This window comes from Sulfuriferula nivalis, assembly GCF_009937995.1.
GTDB lineage: Bacteria > Pseudomonadota > Gammaproteobacteria > Burkholderiales > Sulfuriferulaceae > Sulfuriferula > Sulfuriferula nivalis.
On record NZ_AP021881.1, the window covers coordinates 2,514,093 to 2,532,207 of the forward strand.

Consider the following 18,115-nt stretch of genomic DNA (forward strand, 5'->3'; position numbering starts at 1 on the left):
TATATGGCTACATCTGTAATGAGAGGCTTGATCTGACTGCATTCGAATTTGCTTGATATATTGGCTCGTTTTTTGCTTTATTTGATCTTATGCTTGCAAGTCAAGACAGTAGTCGTTATTCGATGTTTTCTGGTAAGCACTGCCATTTGATCAAGGCCTCTTACCAAGAAGATTCGACTGAATTTATTAGTATCACAAATCTTGTCAGGAGAGAAAAATGAGTGGGAATGAAGTTCGCGTTCAAGCAATTAACAAAATTACAAACCGTGTACCTTTATCTGTAAAAACGCCAAAACCATTAAGTGAAATATGGGGATGTGACGTTTTCAATCTGGCACGCATGGAAGAATCGCTTTCCAAGAACGTCTTCAAGACCATCAAAAATACCGTACAAACAGGTGCCGCCCTTGATACGGCGACTGCTGATATGGTTGCTGCAGCAATGAAGGAATGGGCACTATCGAAAGGCGTCAAGTTCTACTCTCATATTTTCTATCCGATGACCAATATTACGGCAGAAAAGCATGATGGTTTTATCATCACTAATTCCGATGGTGGGGCGATTACCGAGTTTACCGGCAGCCTGCTGATCAAAGGCGAGCCTGATGGTTCTTCTTTCCCCAATGGCAGTATCCGTATGACCAATGCAGCTCGTGGCTATACGGCATGGGATCCGACCAGCCCTGCATATATCATGCACACAGACAATAGCTCCACCCTGATGATTCCGTGCGTATTCATGTCCTGGACTGGTGAAGCGCTTGACAAGAAAATCCCGCTGTTGCGCTCTAATCATGCAATGAACAAAGCGGCTCAGAAAGTGCTTGCTTTGATGGGCGAAACAAATATTGCAACATTGAATTCCAGCTGTGGCGCGGAACAGGAATATTTCCTGGTTGATTCCGCTTTTGCCAACAGCCGTCCGGATCTGTTGCTTGCCGGGCGCACCCTGTTCGGCGCATCACCTGCAAAAGGTCAGCAATTCGACGACCATTACTTCGGCGCTATACCAGAGCGTGTTCAAGTATTCATGCAAGATTTTGAGGACCAATTATACCGACTCGGTATCCCTGCCAAAACCCACCACAATGAAGTTGCGCCGGGACAGTTCGAAATTGCGCCCTACTTCGAAGCGGCTAATGTGGCAGCTGACCATCAGCAGCTAATGATGACTTTGATGAAAAGCACAGCGAAGAAGCACGGATTCATGTGCCTGCTGCATGAAAAGCCATTTGCAGGCGTGAACGGTTCTGGCAAGCATGTGAACTGGTCGGTGGGTAATGCAACCCAAGGCAATTTGCTCGACCCGGGCAAAACACCGCATGACAATCTTAACTTCTTGCTGTTCTGCGGAGCAGTCATCCGTGGCGTTCACCTGTTTGGGCCATTGCTGCGCGCCGTTATTGCATCCGCTGCGAACGACCATCGCTTAGGAGCTAACGAAGCGCCACCAGCCATTCTGTCTGTCTACCTGGGTGACCAGCTGGAAAAAGTCTATATGGACATCAAAGCCGGAAAGCTCGCTATGACGACGGATGGTGGATTGATGGATCTTGGACTTCCGCAAATCCTTAAGTTTGAACGCGATCCTGGCGACCGTAACCGTACTTCTCCTTTCGCGTTTACTGGCAACCGCTTCGAATTCCGCGCAGTAGGTTCATCACAGTCGGTCTCGGGGCCTTTGGTTGCGATGAATACAATGCTGGCCGACTCCTTGAACTGGATAGCTGACAAACTGGAAGCAGAACTGAAAAAGAAGGACGACAAAGCAACTGCCGTGTTTGCTGTGCTTAAGGAAATTATGGAGTTGCATGGTAATGTGGTGTTTGGCGGCAATGGATATTCACCTGAGTGGCACAAAATGGCGGTCGAAGAGCGCGGCTTGAAGAACCTGCCAACTTCGGCAGAGGCAATTCCGATGCTGCGTGAAGAGTCCGTCAGGAAGCTATTTGAAAGCACGGGTGTACTGACACGCGTGGAATTGGAAAGCCGGTTTGAGGTTTATGCTGAACAATACATTTTGTCTATCGAAGTTGAAGCCAAGTTAGTTATTGATATGGCAAAAACTTCTATATATCCAGCCGCAATCCACTACCTGTCAGAAATAGCACAGACAAGCTCAGAGATGGCAAAAATGGATGTTAAGCTGGATGACACTGTGGCAAAAGCCGTTGCAGCAGAGGCAAATGCGATGATGGCTGCTGTCGGGAAACTCAGCGCCGCTATCAAGCAGCATGATTTCGCCACGACTGAAGAACATATGAATTATTGCGCCCACGTCATTCGTGATCTGATGAACGAAGTTCGTGCTCATGCAGATGCGCTTGAAATGGAAGTAGCAGATGAACTATGGCCTTTCCCTAAATATAGCGAAATGCTGTTCATCAAGTAATTCTTAGCGGGGAACGGTAATTAACCTTTCCCCGCCTTCAAGGCCTTCTAGATTCAAGTAAGCAGCCAGTGTATAGCGGCGCGCCCTAGTTTCCCAATTAACTCTCATATATAGCACAACGATCATGACAGATCATATATTGAGTATTGAGCATCGCTGTAGCCAATACCCCTAAGATGTAAAACTATGTAGGTTGTTGGAATTTGAACCTGTTGAGGGAATGGAAGTAAGCTATTTCATAAGCTGGATTCATTGAAAACCCAACCTACAATCATAAAAATCCTGACATAAACCACTATAAGATTCTCATGATTTACCCATGAGTTTACCCATAATTTACTAAGCCAGAAAACCAGAAAGCTTAATTCAGTTTAACCCATTGATTTTATTGGTCGGGGCGAGAGGATTTGAACCTCCGACCACATGCACCCCATGCATGTACGCTACCAGGCTGCGCTACGCCCCGAAGCGTAAGATTATAGCAGGATTGGCACATGAGCTAAAGTGCCAGATCACACTTTCAAGATTTGAATGATTTCCAGTATTTCTTCACGCAATGCAGAATAATCAAGCGGTGCAGGTGCCGCAACTATCAGTTCCACTACGTCCGTCTGCACACAGGCTTGTTCATCAAGACGTTGCCGCGCACCATTAATAGTGAAGCCCTGCTCGTATAACAACTCACGGATACGACGTATCAATAACACTTCATGATGTTGGTAATAGCGCCGATTACCACGACGCTTCACTGGCTTGAGCTGGGTAAATTCCTGCTCCCAATAACGCAATACATGCGGTTTTACCGCGCACAACTCCCCCACCTCACCAATGGTAAAGTAACGCTTGGCAGGAATTGCAGGCAATGCCTCAGTTAGCTGGTGTTCCGCCATAATGCTTATCAACTAAGGTTTTTAACTTATTGCTCGGATGAAAAGTCACCACACGACGTGCACTAATAGGCATGTCTTCCCCAGTCTTAGGATTACGTCCTGGACGCTGCGGTTTATCTCGCAACTGAAAATTACCAAAACCCGACAATTTAACCAAATCACCCGCTTCCAGAGAAGTCCGGATTTCATCAAAAAAGGTTTCTACCATTTCTTTAGCTTCGCGCTTGTTCAAGCCAACTTCTTCAAATAATAAATCTGCCAATTCGGCTTTAGTCAGTGTCATTACTACCTCAGGAACGCAATTGCGCATTAAATTTTTGTTGTAACAAACTCATCAATTGAGCCATGACGGCATCTACTTCTTGGTCTGTCAGCGTCTTTTGATTGTCTTGCATCAGCACACGGAAAGCAAGGCTTTTTTTATCAGAATCAATACCTTTACCACGGTAGAGATCAAACAGCGCAATATCGATGACGCTCGGTATTTTAGCAGAGAGCATCGCATCCAGTAAGGATTGCGCAGATAAATTCTGCTCAACTATCACTGCCAAATCTCGACGTACTGATGGCAAACGAGAAATCTCGCCATGTTCAGGCACTTTGGTCGCCAATAATGGTTCGACTGCCAACTCGAACAGTACAGGCGTGCTGCTTAACCCAAATTTCTGTACCAGCGCAGGATGCAACGCGCCTAACCAACCCAGCTGCACATCACCCAACCATATCGCAGCGCTTTGACCCGGATGTAAAGCTGGATGCTGTGCCGCTTCAAAACGCACCATTTGTGGTATACACATCGCCACCACATCGGCCTTAACATCATAAAAATCGACACATTGAGCGGCAACACTCCACTGCTCAGGCATCACATCACCATAAGCCAGACCAGCTATGCGTAATGGTTGAGCATAACCACCGTCCTGCGCCAAATAACAATGCCCGACTTCCATAATGCGTACACGAGTCTGACGACGATTCAAGTTGGTTTGCAACACATCCAGCAAGCCACCCATTAAAGTCGAACGCATCACACTCATATGACTGGCAATCGGGTTTTTTAATGTAACAGGTGTCAGTTCTGGCGCTAAGTCTGCCTCCCATACCGCATCAACGAATCCGTAAGTGATAACTTCCTGATAATCACGACCAACCAACACATGACGCAAATTATCCACTGGTCGCGACAATTCAGTATCTGGCAACATGCTCAGTGCTGCCACTGGCGTGGTCGCAGGGATATTTTCATAACCATAAAGCCGAGCCAACTCTTCTATCAAATCAACTTCTATCGTTAAATCGAAACGATAACTTGGTGGCGTAACTCGATATATGTTGCCTTCAGCCACGTAATCAAACTGTGCACGTTGTAGCAAATCACCAACTTGCTCATGTGTAAGGGATACACCCAACACTTTGACTGCGCGCTCAGGACGTAAACTGATTGCTGCACGCTTGGGCAAATCACCCAGTACTTCTGTGACAGCACTTGCCTCACCGCCACATATAGCTACGATTAACTGTGTTGCACGTGCCAATGCGTAGTTGGTCTGTGCATAATCCACGCCACGTTCAAACCGGTGCGCCGCATCGGTGGTCAAATTAAGGCGCCGCGCACGTCCCGCAATAATATCAGGCTGGAAAAATGCAGATTCCAGCAACACACTGGTCGTTGTATCACCCACTGCGGTCGCTGCTCCACCCATAATCCCGGCTAAAGCCTGTGCACCATTCTGATCAGCGATAACCAGCATATCCTGATCAAGTTGTACGACTTGATCATTCAGCAAAGTCAGCTTTTCATCTGGCAGCGCCATGCGCACATTAATGCCGCCATTTAACTTATCCAAATCGAATGCATGTAACGGCTGACCCAGCTCTAACAATACATAATTGGTCACATCTACCACTGGGCTAATTGCACGCACACCACTACGACTTAAACGCTCAACCATCCAGTCAGGCGTAACTGCATTCGGGTTAATCCCAGCGATCACTTGCGCACAATATCGTGGGCTTGCATCCTTGGCCGTGACGACGATTTCAGGCACATCCACAGCGCTTGCTGGTACAGTGTCAAAGGTGGGCAACTGCCATGCTGACGCGGTCAATGCTGCCACTTCTCGAGCTATGCCAGTCACACTCAAGCAATCGCTACGATTAGGTGTGAGCTTGAGCGTAAACAAATTATCGTTCAGCCGTAGATATTCCCGCACATTCATACCAATAGGTGCATCGGCGGGCAACAGCCACAAGCCATCGGCTTCATCGGCCATGCCTAATTCACGCGCTGAGCACAACATGCCCATAGACTCCACGCCACGTAATTTTGCCTTTTTGATTTCAAATTCGGGAAGCTTGGCACCTACCGTCGCGCATAACACTTTGGCATCGGCACAAACATTAGGTGCGCCACACACGATTTGCAAGGGCGCGTCCGCACCGACATTAACCTGACACACACGCAACCTGTCAGCATCAGGATGAGGCGCAACACTGACCACATGACCCACTACCACACCGGTGAAATCAGCCGCAACAGGCTCCATTACTTCAACTTCCAAACCCGCCATCGTCAACAGATGCGACAATGCCGCACTGTCCATGGACGGGTTCACATAACTACGCAACCACAATTCAGAAAATTTCATGATTACCCAAACTAATTAAATTGCTTCAAAAAACGCAAATCATTGCTGAAGAATAAACGCAGATCATCTACGCCATAACGCAGCATCGCCAGACGCTCAACCCCTAATCCAAATGCGAATCCCAGGTACTTTTCGCTATCGATGTTCACATGTTTGAGTACATTAGGATGCACCATGCCGCAGCCACCGATTTCCAGCCAGCCATCTCCCCAACTCATATCCATCTCTGCTGAAGGCTCAGTAAATGGGAAGAATGATGGCCGGAAGCGCACTTGCAAATCATCACGCTCAAAAAAACGCTGCAGAAAATCTTGCACTACACCTTTGAGATTGGCAAAACTCACATCTTCACCTACCCACAAACCTTCAACCTGATGGAACATAGGCGAATGTGTCGCATCAGAATCAACCCGATAAACCCGGCCTGGCGCGATAATTTTCAACGGTGGCGCATTGTTCTCCATGTAGCGTATCTGTACTGGCGAAGTGTGGGTACGCAACAAATATTGCGCATCGACATAAAACGTATCGTGCATCGCACGTGCAGGATGATTTTCTGGAATATTCAGTGCGGTAAAATTATAGAAGTCTGTTTCTATCTCTGGACCCTGTGCTACATCGAATCCTATGGAACGAAACAAGGTCTCAATGCGTGCCAATGTACGTGTCACAGGATGCAAACCACCTATCGCCAAACCACGGCCAGGCAAAGTCACATCCAGCGTCTCTGCAGCCAGCTTCTCAGCCAGCTCTGCTTCTCGCATTGCTGCGCGGCGCGATTCCAATGCGGCTTGAATCTGCTCTTTGGCCTGATTAATTAAGCTACCTGCAGCAGGACGCTGTTCTGCTGGCAACTTGCCCAATGACTTCATCTGCTCAGTCATCAAACCTGTCTTACCCAAATAACGCGCCTTAACCTGCTCTAATTCTGCAGCTTGTGTCACTGCCGCAAAATCCTGCACTGCGCTCGCGACAATTTGTTCCAAGTTTTCCATGCTTATCCACTCTCACTATGGTTTATATTAAGCAACTGTATATATAAATTGTTTAATATAAACCCGCATAAACAAAAAAGGAGGCCAGCGGCCTCCTTTTTCTCTACCCGCGTATTTAAGCAGCCAGTTTTGCTTTAGCTTGTTCAGCCAATAATGCAAATGCTGGTTTATCAAACACAGCCAAATCAGCCAACACCTTACGGTCCAGCACGATTTCAGCTTTTTTCAGGCCATTCATGAACACGCTATAACGCATACCGCACTGACGTGCAGCCGCATTGATACGCGCAATCCACAATGAACGGAATTGACGCTTCCGTTGACGACGATCGCGGTAAGCATATTGACCCGCTTTCATCACCGCTTGCTTAGCAATACGGTAAACGTTTTTACGACGACCACGGTAGCCCTTGGCTTGAACTATGATCTTTTTATGACGCGCACGCGCGGTGACACCACGTTTTACTCTTGGCATTTAAATTCTCCTTTATGCGTAGGGCAACATGGCGCGCACAGAACGCATGTTGGTTGCATCAACCATCAGCGTGCCACGCAATTGGCGCTTGTTCTTGGTCGTTTTCTTGGTAAGGATGTGGCGTTTGAACGCTTGACCGCGTTTTACACCGCCGTTAGCTAACGCTTTGAAGCGTTTCGCTGCACCCGACTTAGTTTTCATCTTAGGCATTACATTACTCCTGAATGGTACACGCTAGGCAGTCTCACTTTGAGACATTTAGGAACCTCCGTATCACCTGTTAACGTTTGGTTTTCAACACCAAACGCGTTTGTGGCAAACCACACCACAAATTCTTTACTTACGCTTAGGCGCGAGCATCATAACCATTTGCCGACCTTCCATTTTTGGAAATTGCTCGACAACTGCATGTTCAGCCAAATCAGCCTCAACTCGTTTCAATTGCGCCAAACCAATTTCCTGATGCGCCATTTCGCGACCACGGAAGCGCAAAGTCACTTTTGCTTTATCACCTTCCGCCAGGAATTTGATCAGATTACGCAATTTAATCTGGTAATCGCCTTCATCAGTACCCGGGCGGAATTTAATTTCCTTAACCTGTATCTGCTTTTGCTTCAATTTAGCTTCGTGCTGACGCTTGCTTTGCTGGTATTTAAACTTACCATAATCCATCAAGCGACATACTGGCGGTTTGGCTTGTGGTGCAATTTCAACCAGATCCACTTCAGCTTCTTCAGCTAATTTCAACGCTTGTGCTGCCGTGAATATACCCAACGGCTCGCCGTCAACCCCAATCAAACGAATTTCTGAACCTGTAATTTCGGTATTAATTCGTGTTTCTTTATCCTGAGCGATAGTCGCAACTCCTGTAAATCAAAATACAAGAGGAGTGAGTAAACTCACTCCTCGCTAGGTTTACGCTGTGCTATTTCAAGCTTCAATTTGGCAACAAAGGCATCTACTGACATTTGACCGAGATCTGCACCATTACGTGCACGCACCGCGACCACATCAGCCGCCATTTCTTTATCACCAACAATAAGCTGATAAGGTAGCTTTTGTAAACTATGTTCCCGAATTTTATAGGTTATTTTCTCATTTCTCAAGTCCAACGTGACATTAATTCCTGCAGCACGTAAATCATCATAGATTTTTTGGGCATACGCGGCCTGATGGTCGGTGATATTCATGACTACAACATGAACTGGCGCCAACCATAATGGGAAAATGCCCGCATGGTGTTCTATCAAAATACCAATAAAACGCTCCATCGAACCTAATATTGCACGATGCAACATCACCGGAGGTTTACGTGTATTGTCTTCATCAACGAACTTGGCATCCAGTCGCACAGGCAGATTAAAATCAAGCTGTATCGTGCCACATTGCCACAAACGTCCGAGACTATCTTTCAACGTAAACTCTATTTTCGGACCATAAAATGCGCCTTCACCTGGCTGCAAATCATAATCTAGTTTGTTTTGCGTTAACGCAGCAGCCAAAGCTGCTTCTGCCTTGTCCCATGTTTCGTCAGTTCCCACACGTTTTACTGGACGTGTAGAAAGCTTGACCAGCATCTCGTCAAAGCCAAAATCAGCATATACCTTTTGCAGCATGACAATAAAGTCAGCCACTTCAGATTCAATCTGCGCTTCGGTACAGAAAATGTGCGCATCATCCTGAGTAAATCCTCGCACCCGCATCAATCCATGCAGTGATCCAGAAGGCTCATTCCGATGACACGAACCGAATTCAGCCAGACGCATAGGCAGATCACGATAGCTATGCAGACCATGATTAAACACTTGCACGTGACCAGGACAGTTCATCGGCTTGACCGCATATTCACGGTTTTCCGAAGACGTTGTGAACATGTTGTCGCGATAGTTTTCCCAATGACCGGATTTCTCCCACATGTGCCTGTCCATAACAGTCGGAGTACGGATTTCCTGATAATTGTATTCACGGAACTTGTCACGCATATACTTCTCAATCTGCTGCCAGATTGACCAGCCATTAGGGTGCCAGAACACCATACCTGGTGCCTCGTCCTGCATATGAAACAGGTCGAGCTGCTTGGCCAATTTACGGTGGTCGCGCTTATCGGCTTCTTCCAAACGATGTAAATAAGTGTCTAAATCTTCTTTCTTAGCCCAAGCCGTACCATATATTCGTTGTAACATCTCATTGCGATGATCGCCACGCCAGTAAGCACCGGCCAACTTCATCAGCTTAAAGTGTTTTAACTTACCCGTTGATGGAACATGAGGCCCACGGCACAAATCAGTAAAGTTTCCCTCACTATAAAGAGAAACCTCATCACCAACTGGTATAGCTTCAATAAGCTCAGCTTTATAAACCTCACCAAAGCTTTTAAAATAATTTATTGCCTCGTCTCGCGGCATCACGCTGCGCGAGACCACTTCATCCAACTTTGCCAATTCCACCATCTTTTTTTCTATGGCTAGCAAATCTTCAGGCGTAAATGGGCGTTTATAAGCAAAGTCGTAATAAAAACCATCTTCTATCACAGGACCTATAGTCACTTGCGCATCCGGAAACAAAGATTTCACCGCGTAAGCTAATAAATGCGCAGTTGAGTGACGTATCACTTCCAGACCATCAGCATCTTTGTCTGTCACTATAGCCAATTGCACATCAGCTTCAATTAAATGGCTAGTATCCACCAAACGTCCGTCTACGCGACCAGCTAAAGCGGCCTTAGCCAACCCTGCTCCGATGGAAGCAGCGACACCAGCAACTGTTACTGGCTTATCAAACTCACGAACTGAGCCATCTGGTAAAGTAATGTGCAACATAATTTCTCCGATAGAAAATAAAAAAGCGCGGACTCGCCGCGCTCTTTAGTCACAATTTAATTGTGAAATAATTTAGATAGCTACGCGACTCAATAATTTTATAAACAAACTAGTTCGCGGTGTCATAACGCTACCTTTCTATCTTACACAAATAATTTCTAATCTAATGGTAGGCAGTAGCAGACTCGAACTGCTGACCCCTTGGATGTCGACCAAGTGCTCTAACCAACTGAGCTAACCGCCTGAAACAAGAGGAGCATTATACTGCAAAAGCAGATTGGCTACAACTCGCGTACCAACCGAAAACCCATATTAACATCCAACTCATCTCGCAAGCGAGACCAGCGCGCAGCACTTCTTGCTGCTATAGCTGGATCAAACCATGACCCACCCTTGATTACGATACGTTGGTTTTTACCACCCGGCTCAATCTGATGTGCGTCACGCGGCGTTTTAGTATGGTCCGGCAACCACGGAGTCGCGGTGATTTCCCAGACATTTCCATGCACATCGTGCAAACCCCAAACATTAGCAGGCTTAGAGCCTACTTCCATCGCCCAGCGCATGGCTGCACACTTTGGGAAAAAAGACCATTTCTTTTCGGTCACATCAGGCATCGGCAAGTTAGGTTTAAATAAGACATCCTTACACGTTGCCATATCACCCATATTAAATGCAGTCTGAGTACCAGCACGTGCGGCATACTCCCACTCAGCTTCGGTAGGCAGACGGTATAGCTGCCCCGTCTGTTTATTTAACCAAGAGATATATCGCAATATATCGGCTGTTCGTACATTAACAATAGGCTCACGACCTTTAGGCCAGATCAATTCACGCTCAGGACGAAAACCCGTGGCATCAGCAAACTCAGCCCACTCCTCTGCCGTAACCGTAAAACGTCCAATTGCATACGAACGAGTCACTTGTATGTAACATTGCGGTGATTCATTGACGTCATGACCCAACTCATTGGCAGGAGACCCTATCTCAAACCAGCCTGTAGGTATAACCGTCATCTCTGGCGCTTTAATACCCAGATCATGTAACGTATCGCTAAAATAAACAGACAAGCCAACCGATTGCGCTGCATCTTGCTGTGCAGCACGTAGCTGCGAGGCTGTCATCTCATGGGATAACACCACGGATGGATCAATACCTTGCATCACCACATTCATATTCCACCCTTAAATAAAAAAGACACCGATACCGGTGTCTTTAAGATTAACCACAACAGAATTAAGCCGCTTGATAACGCGCCACACCTGCCATAATTTCAGCTTTCGCTTCATCAACACCAACCCAATCTTCGACCTTGACCCACTTACCAGGTTCCAAATCTTTATAGTGTTCAAAGAAATGAGCGATTTGTGCCAAAGTTAAGGTAGGCAAATCTTGCACAGACTGGACAGTTTTATACAAACTACTTAGCTTTTCAACAGGAACGGCAACTAATTTCGCATCAAATCCTGCTTCGTCACTCATCTTCAGCATACCTAAAGTACGGCAACGCACTACTACGCCAGGCATGAGCGGGAATGGAGTAATCACCAACACATCAACAGGATCGCCATCATCGGACAATGTTTGTGGAATATACCCATAATTACATGGGTAATGCATAGCGGTAGACATAAAGCGATCAACAAAAATAGCACCACTATCTTTGTCCACTTCATATTTAATCGGCGCACCATTCATAGGGATTTCAATCACCACATTAAAGTCATTAGGTAAATCCTTACCTGCTGCAACCTGATTTAAGCTCATGTTATTGCCTTTGCTAACTAGTTAAATTGTGAATTATAACTTATCTCAATACGCCATCGAGATAAAACCAGCGCCCTTCTTCGAAAACAAACTGACTAATTTCATGTAAACGATATGCACGTCCTGAAATTTTATAGCGTGCTATAAACTCCACCACAGCGTGAGTATCATCTTGCTGTTGGTGTTTTACAATTTTCAGACCTAACCACTTTGCCTCATCCTCATCAAGAAACCTAGGCCTTGTTCTTAGATGCCATGTAGCGAGCAGATATGCCTCATTTTTAATCGCATATGCAGTGTAACGAGATCGCATTAACTGCTCGGCAGTCTGTGCAGCCATGCCTGCAATATAACAACCACAACAATCAACCAAGTACACACCAGAACCGCACGGACAAAGCGCTTGCTTACTCATGGGTTTGCTGTTCAATTGCTTTGCGCTGAGCCTCAGCCTGTTGATCCATTTGCTGACTAACCTGTTTCGCTTGATCTAACGCTTGTCGCTGTGTATCAAACAATCTGTCATTGTTTGCCGTTTTAGGCACAGGCTTAGGAATATCAGGTGAATTGCAACCCGCAATAAAAAACACCAATAGCAAAACAATACTTCTCATCAACATGATAAGTCCAATAGCACATAAAATTGACAGGGTAATCCATTCAATCTATTAGATCAATCCAAGCTAATTAAATCCACAAGCAATAAAAAACCCCCACCAGATAACTGGAGGGGGTTTTTAGAATGGGGAGTCTGACGATGACCTACTTTCACATGGGTAATCCACACTATCATTGGCGCAGTCTCGTTTCACGGCTCTGTTCGGGATGGGAAGAGGTGGTTCCAAGACGCTATTGTCGTCAGACGTAAGGGGTGAGATGCTGATTAAATCAACATCTCTTATCTGGAAGAAGTAAAGTCAGGTTTTAGACTGCATGTCTTATAACACTCGTCACACTAACCTCATACTTAAGGTTATAGGGTCAAGCCTCACGGGCAATTAGTACTGGTAAGCTTAATGCATTACTGCACTTCCACACCCAGCCTATCAACGTGGTGGTCTTCCACGACCCTTTAGGGGGGTTATACCCCCGGGAAATCTCATCTCAAGGCGAGTTTCACGCTTAGATGCTTTCAGCGTTTATCTCTTCCGAATTTAGCTACCCGGCAATACCACTGGCGTGATAACCGGTACACCAGAGATTCGTCCACTCCGGTCCTCTCGTACTAGGAGCAGGTCCCTTCAAATTTCCAGCGCCCACGGCAGATAGGGACCAAACTGTCTCACGACGTTTTAAACCCAGCTCACGTACCACTTTAAATGGCGAACAGCCATACCCTTGGGACCGGCTACAGCCCCAGGATGTGATGAGCCGACATCGAGGTGCCAAACTCCCCCGTCGATGTGAACTCTTGGGAGGAATCAGCCTGTTATCCCCAGAGTACCTTTTATCCGTTGAGCGATGGCCCTTCCATACAGAACCACCGGATCACTATGACCTGCTTTCGCACCTGCTCGACTTGTCAGTCTCGCAGTCAAGCATCCTTTTGCCATTGCACTATCGCTACGATTTCCGACCGTAGCTAGGATACCTTCGTGCTCCTCCGTTACGCTTTGGGAGGAGACCGCCCCAGTCAAACTGCCCACCATGCACGGTCCCCGATCCAGATAATGGACCTAGGTTAGAATCTCAAACACACCAGGGTGGTATTTCAAGGTTGGCTCCACAAGAACTGGCGTCCCTGCTTCTATGCCTCCCACCTATCCTACACAAGTCTATTCAAAATCCAATGCAAAGCTACAGTAAAGGTTCATGGGGTCTTTCCGTCTAGCCGCGGGTAGATTGCATCTTCACAAACATTTCAACTTCGCTGAGTCTCAGGAGGAGACAGTGTGGCCATCGTTACGCCATTCGTGCGGGTCGGAACTTACCCGACAAGGAATTTCGCTACCTTAGGACCGTTATAGTTACGGCCGCCGTTTACTGGGGCTTCGATCAAGAGCTTGCACCCCATCAATTAACCTTCCAGCACCGGGCAGGCGTCACACTGTATACTTCCACTTTCGTGTTTGCACAGTGCTGTGTTTTTATTAAACAGTCGCAGCCACCTTTTCACTGCAACCTCGTTCTGCTCCTCCCGCAGGGGATTCACATACTTGAGGCACACCTTCTCCCGAAGTTACGGTGTTAATTTGCCGAGTTCCTTCTCCTGAGTTCTCTCAAGCGCCTTAGGATTCTCACCCTGCCCACCTGTGTCGGTTTGCGGTACGGTCGTTCTTGAACTGAAGCTTAGTGGCTTTTCTTGGAAGCATGGTATCGCTCACTTCAGTGCCGTAGCACCTCGTCATCATGCCTCAGCATTAAGATCCCGGATTTGCCTAAGATCTCTGCCTACACACTTAAACCAACTATTCCAACAGTTGGCTGAGTTAACCTTCTCCGTCCCCACATCGCATTCAAGACCGGTACAGGAATATTAACCTGTTTTCCATCGACTACGCTTCTCAGCCTCGCCTTAGGGACCGACTCACCCTGTTCCGATGAACGTTGAACAGGAAACCTGGGGCTTTCGGCGAACGGGCTTTTCACCCGTTTTATCGCTACTCATGTCAGCATTCGCACTTCTGATACCTCCAGCAAGGTTCACACCTCACCTTCTCAGGCCTACAGAACGCTCTCCTACCATATGTCATAAATGACATATCCGTAGCTTCGGTGCACAGTTTGAGCCCCGTTACATCTTCCGCGCAGGACGACTCGACCAGTGAGCTATTACGCTTTCTTTAAATGATGGCTGCTTCTAAGCCAACATCCTGGCTGTCTATGCCTTCCCACATCGTTTACCACTTAACTGTGTCTTTGGGACCTTAGCTGACGGTCTGGGTTGTTTCCCTTTTGACACCGGACGTTAGCACCCGATGTCTGTCTCCCAAGCTCGCACTCTTCGGTATTCGGAGTTTGCAATGGGTTGGTAAGTCGTGATGACCCCCTAGCCATAACAGTGCTCTACCCCCGAAGGTGATACTTGAGGCACTACCTAAATAGTTTTCGGAGAGAACCAGCTATTTCCAGATTTGTTTAGCCTTTCACCCCTATCCACAGCTCATCCCCTAATTTTTCAACATTAGTGGGTTCGGACCTCCAGTGCGTGTTACCGCACCTTCATCCTGGCCATGGATAGATCATCTGGTTTCGGGTCTACGCCCAGCAACTATCGCCCTTATCAGACTCGGTTTCCCTTCGCCTCCCCTATTCGGTTAAGCTCGCTACTGAACGTAAGTCGCTGACCCATTATACAAAAGGTACGCAGTCACGGATCAAGTCCGCTCCCACTGTTTGTATGCATGCGGTTTCAGGATCTATTTCACTCCCCTCCCGGGGTTCTTTTCGCCTTTCCCTCACGGTACTGGTTCACTATCGGTCGATTACGAGTATTTAGCCTTGGAGGATGGTCCCCCCATGTTCAAACAGGATTTCTCGTGTCCCGCCCTACTTGTCGCAAGCTTAGTTCTACTAACAGGTTTTTACATACGGGACTATCACCCACTATGGTCGGCCTTTCCAAACCGTTCTGTTAACGTGTTAGCTATATCTTGCAGGCTGCTCCGCGTTCGCTCGCCACTACTTGCGGAATCTCGGTTGATTTCTTTTCCTCGAGCTACTTAGATGTTTCAGTTCGCTCGGTTCGCTCCTCTAGACCTATGTATTCAGTCTAGGGTACCCCTAAGGGTGGGTTTCCCCATTCGGACATCTGCGGATCAAAGCTTGCTTGCCAGCTCCCCGCAGCTTTTCGCAGGCTGCAACGTCCTTCTTCGCCTGTAATCGCCAAGGCATCCACCACATGCACTTAGTCGCTTGACCCTATAACCTTAAGTCTCTGTCGCCAGAGCTTTCAGTCATAGGTTAGTGCAACGTTTGTGTTGCCAACTCGGTTCGACTAAGTTCCAAGTTGGTTTGATACAATCTAAAACCCATTTCGTCAATTCGCTTCTCAACAAGGCTTGCACCTGGTCAATCCACTTATCAACAACTTTACTTCTTCCATTTTTTTAAAGAGCATTTACACTTAAAGTGTAAGGTCTAGGGTGTTTGCTTTGTTTTTCATGCAACACGCTACACCTGACACTTCAGGTCTTCGCTTCCTAACAGTTTTACTTCGCACTAAGGTGAGTGGTGGAGGATAACGGGATCGAACCGTTGACCCTCTGCTTGCAAAGCAGATGCTCTCCCAGCTGAGCTAATCCCCCATTCATTCTTGGTGGGTCTGGTTGGGCTCGAACCAACGACCCCCGCGTTATCAACACGGTGCTCTAACCAACTGAGCTACAGACCCTTTGACAGGTCTGGTCGTGTGAGGCTGCTTGAGTCGCGTTGCTCTGCTTGTCTCAGGCTTTGCCTTGCCGCGCCATTCCTTGTGCGTCGCTGACAATCGATAAGTGTGAGTATTTACTGACGGTTACTCTAGAAAGGAGGTGATCCAGCCGCAGGTTCCCCTACGGCTACCTTGTTACGACTTCACCCCAGTCATGAATCCTACCGTGGTAAGCGCTCTCCCGAAGGTTAAGCTACCTACTTCTGGTAATACCCACTCCCATGGTGTGACGGGCGGTGTGTACAAGGCCCGGGAACGTATTCACCGCGACATGCTGATCCGCGATTACTAGCGATTCCGACTTCATGCAGTCGAGTTGCAGACTACAATCCGGACTACGATCGGCTTTCTGAGATTAGCTCCCCCTCGCGGGTTGGCAACCCTCTGTACCGACCATTGTATTACGTGTGAAGCCCTACCCATAAGGGCCATGAGGACTTGACGTCATCCCTACCTTCCTCCGGTTTGTCACCGGCAGTCTCATTAAAGTGCCCAACTAAATGATGGCAATTAATGACAAGGGTTGCGCTCGTTGCGGGACTTAACCCAACATCTCACGACACGAGCTGACGACAGCCATGCAGCACCTGTGTTACGGTTCTCTTTCAAGCACCAAGCTATCTCTAGCAAGTTCCGTACATGTCAAGGGTAGGTAAGGTTTTTCGCGTTGCATCGAATTAATCCACATAATCCACCGCTTGTGCGGGCCCCCGTCAATTCCTTTGAGTTTTAATCTTGCGACCGTACTCCCCAGGCGGTCAACTTCACGCGTTAGCTGCGTTACTAAGGAGGTCTCCCTCCCCAACAACTAGTTGACATCGTTTAGGGCGTGGACTACCAGGGTATCTAATCCTGTTTGCTACCCACGCTTTCGTGCATGAGCGTCAGTATCGACCCAGGGGGCTGCCTTCGCCATCGGTATTCCTCCACATATCTACGCATTTCACTGCTACACGTGGAATTCTACCCCCCTCTGCCGTACTCTAGTTTATCAGTTTCCAACGCAGTTCCCAGGTTAAGCCCGGGGCTTTCACATCAGACTTGATAAACCGCCTGCGCACGCTTTACGCCCAGTAATTCCGATTAACGCTCGCACCCTACGTATTACCGCGGCTGCTGGCACGTAGTTAGCCGGTGCTTCTTCTACAGGTACCGTCATTATTACTGGTTATTAACCAGTAACGTTTCTTCCCTGTTGAAAGAGCTTTACAACCCGAAGGCCTTCTTCACTCACGCGGAATGGCTGGATCAGGCTTGCGCCCATTGTCCAAAATTCCCCACTGCTGCCTCCCGTAGGAGTCTGGACCGTGTCTCAGTTCCAGTGTGGCTGATCATCCTCTCAGACCAGCTACTGATCGTCGCCTTGGTGAGCCTTTACCTCACCAACTAGCTAATCAGACGTCGGCCGCTCCACTAACGCAAGGCCCGAAGGTCCCCTGCTTTCTCCCGTAGGTCGTATGCGGTATTAGCACATCTTTCGATGCGTTATCCCCCATTAGTGGATACGTTCCGACGCATTACTCACCCGTTCGCCACTCGCCACCAGAGCAAGCTCCGTGCTGCCGTTCGACTTGCATGTGTAAAGCATTCCGCCAGCGTTCAATCTGAGCCAGGATCAAACTCTTCAGTTTAATTCCTGTTGTGCTACTCGCTACATAAATGCAACTTTCGCTTGTCGCTTGCTTACATATTTCTATTTCAGCATGCGTATTTACTACTTTTAGTTTCGTTTCAGTACAGCACCAGTTGCCCAGTAC

At 47.5% G+C, this 18,115-nt stretch carries 13 protein-coding genes, 4 tRNA genes and 3 rRNA genes; 1 reads left to right on the forward strand and 19 read right to left on the reverse strand.

All coding sequences use genetic code 11. The features are described from left to right. Nucleotides 1–217 precede the first annotated feature (217 nt). Entirely contained in the window at nucleotides 218–2,392 is a 2,175-nt protein-coding gene (locus tag SFSGTM_RS12365) for a glutamine synthetase III family protein (RefSeq protein WP_162085421.1), read from the forward strand. A gap of 389 nt (nucleotides 2,393–2,781) precedes the next feature. Here the strand turns inward: SFSGTM_RS12365 and SFSGTM_RS12370 are convergent. The 19 genes from SFSGTM_RS12370 to SFSGTM_RS12460 form a co-directional block, all read right to left on the reverse strand. Further along, nucleotides 2,782–2,858: transfer RNA gene (locus tag SFSGTM_RS12370), tRNA-Pro, on the reverse strand. A 46-nt stretch (nucleotides 2,859–2,904) separates the two neighbouring features. Beyond that, nucleotides 2,905–3,282, reverse strand: a complete 378-nt coding sequence (locus SFSGTM_RS12375; RefSeq protein WP_162085422.1) for a MerR family transcriptional regulator — start codon at nucleotides 3,280–3,282, stop codon at nucleotides 2,905–2,907. Then, nucleotides 3,260–3,565, reverse strand: coding sequence for an integration host factor subunit alpha (locus tag SFSGTM_RS12380; RefSeq protein ID WP_162085423.1), 306 nt, complete (start codon nucleotides 3,563–3,565; stop codon nucleotides 3,260–3,262). Before SFSGTM_RS12380 ends, SFSGTM_RS12375 begins: the two co-directional genes overlap by 23 nt. A 7-nt stretch (nucleotides 3,566–3,572) precedes the next feature. Continuing rightward, nucleotides 3,573–5,930: a phenylalanine--tRNA ligase subunit beta gene (gene pheT / locus SFSGTM_RS12385; protein WP_162085424.1), complete on the reverse strand. Its 2,358-nt coding sequence runs from the start codon at nucleotides 5,928–5,930 to the stop codon at nucleotides 3,573–3,575. A gap of 11 nt (nucleotides 5,931–5,941) precedes the next feature. Next, nucleotides 5,942–6,925, reverse strand: a complete 984-nt coding sequence (gene pheS / locus SFSGTM_RS12390; RefSeq protein WP_162085425.1) for a phenylalanine--tRNA ligase subunit alpha — start codon at nucleotides 6,923–6,925, stop codon at nucleotides 5,942–5,944. Nucleotides 6,926–7,040: 115 nt separating this feature from the next. After that, nucleotides 7,041–7,400: a 50S ribosomal protein L20 gene (gene rplT / locus SFSGTM_RS12395; protein WP_162085426.1), complete on the reverse strand. Its 360-nt coding sequence runs from the start codon at nucleotides 7,398–7,400 to the stop codon at nucleotides 7,041–7,043. Nucleotides 7,401–7,412: 12 nt separating this feature from the next. Next, nucleotides 7,413–7,610, reverse strand: coding sequence for a 50S ribosomal protein L35 (rpmI, locus tag SFSGTM_RS12400; RefSeq protein WP_087446232.1), 198 nt, complete (start codon nucleotides 7,608–7,610; stop codon nucleotides 7,413–7,415). Nucleotides 7,611–7,736: 126 nt separating this feature from the next. Next, nucleotides 7,737–8,255: a translation initiation factor IF-3 gene (gene infC, locus SFSGTM_RS12405; RefSeq protein ID WP_162086325.1), complete on the reverse strand. Its 519-nt coding sequence runs from the start codon at nucleotides 8,253–8,255 to the stop codon at nucleotides 7,737–7,739. A gap of 44 nt (nucleotides 8,256–8,299) precedes the next feature. Further along, nucleotides 8,300–10,219, reverse strand: a complete 1,920-nt coding sequence (gene thrS, locus SFSGTM_RS12410; RefSeq protein ID WP_162085427.1) for a threonine--tRNA ligase — start codon at nucleotides 10,217–10,219, stop codon at nucleotides 8,300–8,302. A gap of 167 nt (nucleotides 10,220–10,386) precedes the next feature. Next, nucleotides 10,387–10,463 (reverse strand) — tRNA-Val (locus SFSGTM_RS12415). Between the two features lie 37 nt (nucleotides 10,464–10,500). Then, a complete protein-coding gene (locus SFSGTM_RS12420) occupies nucleotides 10,501–11,394 on the reverse strand; it encodes a formylglycine-generating enzyme family protein (RefSeq protein ID WP_198420560.1) in 894 nt (297 codons plus the stop codon). A 61-nt stretch (nucleotides 11,395–11,455) separates the two neighbouring features. After that, nucleotides 11,456–11,986 carry an inorganic diphosphatase gene (gene ppa / locus SFSGTM_RS12425; RefSeq protein WP_162085428.1) on the reverse strand — a complete coding sequence of 177 codons (531 nt, stop codon included), beginning with the start codon at nucleotides 11,984–11,986 and terminating at the stop codon, nucleotides 11,456–11,458. Nucleotides 11,987–12,026: 40 nt separating this feature from the next. Beyond that, complete coding sequence (locus SFSGTM_RS12430; protein ID WP_162085429.1) at nucleotides 12,027–12,401, reverse strand: YchJ family protein; 375 nt, start codon at nucleotides 12,399–12,401, stop codon at nucleotides 12,027–12,029. After that, entirely contained in the window at nucleotides 12,394–12,606 is a 213-nt protein-coding gene (locus SFSGTM_RS12435; protein ID WP_162085430.1) for a hypothetical protein, read from the reverse strand. Before SFSGTM_RS12435 ends, SFSGTM_RS12430 begins: the two co-directional genes overlap by 8 nt. Before the next feature lie 129 nt (nucleotides 12,607–12,735). Next, nucleotides 12,736–12,849: ribosomal RNA gene (gene rrf, locus SFSGTM_RS12440) — 5S ribosomal RNA — on the reverse strand. 114 nt (nucleotides 12,850–12,963) lie between these two features. Then, a 23S ribosomal RNA gene (locus SFSGTM_RS12445) occupies nucleotides 12,964–15,847 on the reverse strand. A gap of 310 nt (nucleotides 15,848–16,157) precedes the next feature. Continuing rightward, nucleotides 16,158–16,233: transfer RNA gene (locus tag SFSGTM_RS12450), tRNA-Ala, on the reverse strand. Nucleotides 16,234–16,242: 9 nt separating this feature from the next. After that, nucleotides 16,243–16,319 (reverse strand) — tRNA-Ile (locus SFSGTM_RS12455). 132 nt (nucleotides 16,320–16,451) lie between these two features. Further along, a 16S ribosomal RNA gene (locus SFSGTM_RS12460) occupies nucleotides 16,452–17,989 on the reverse strand. Together the 16S, 23S and 5S rRNA genes with 2 tRNA genes alongside form the textbook arrangement of a ribosomal RNA operon. Nucleotides 17,990–18,115: the final 126 nt, after the last annotated feature.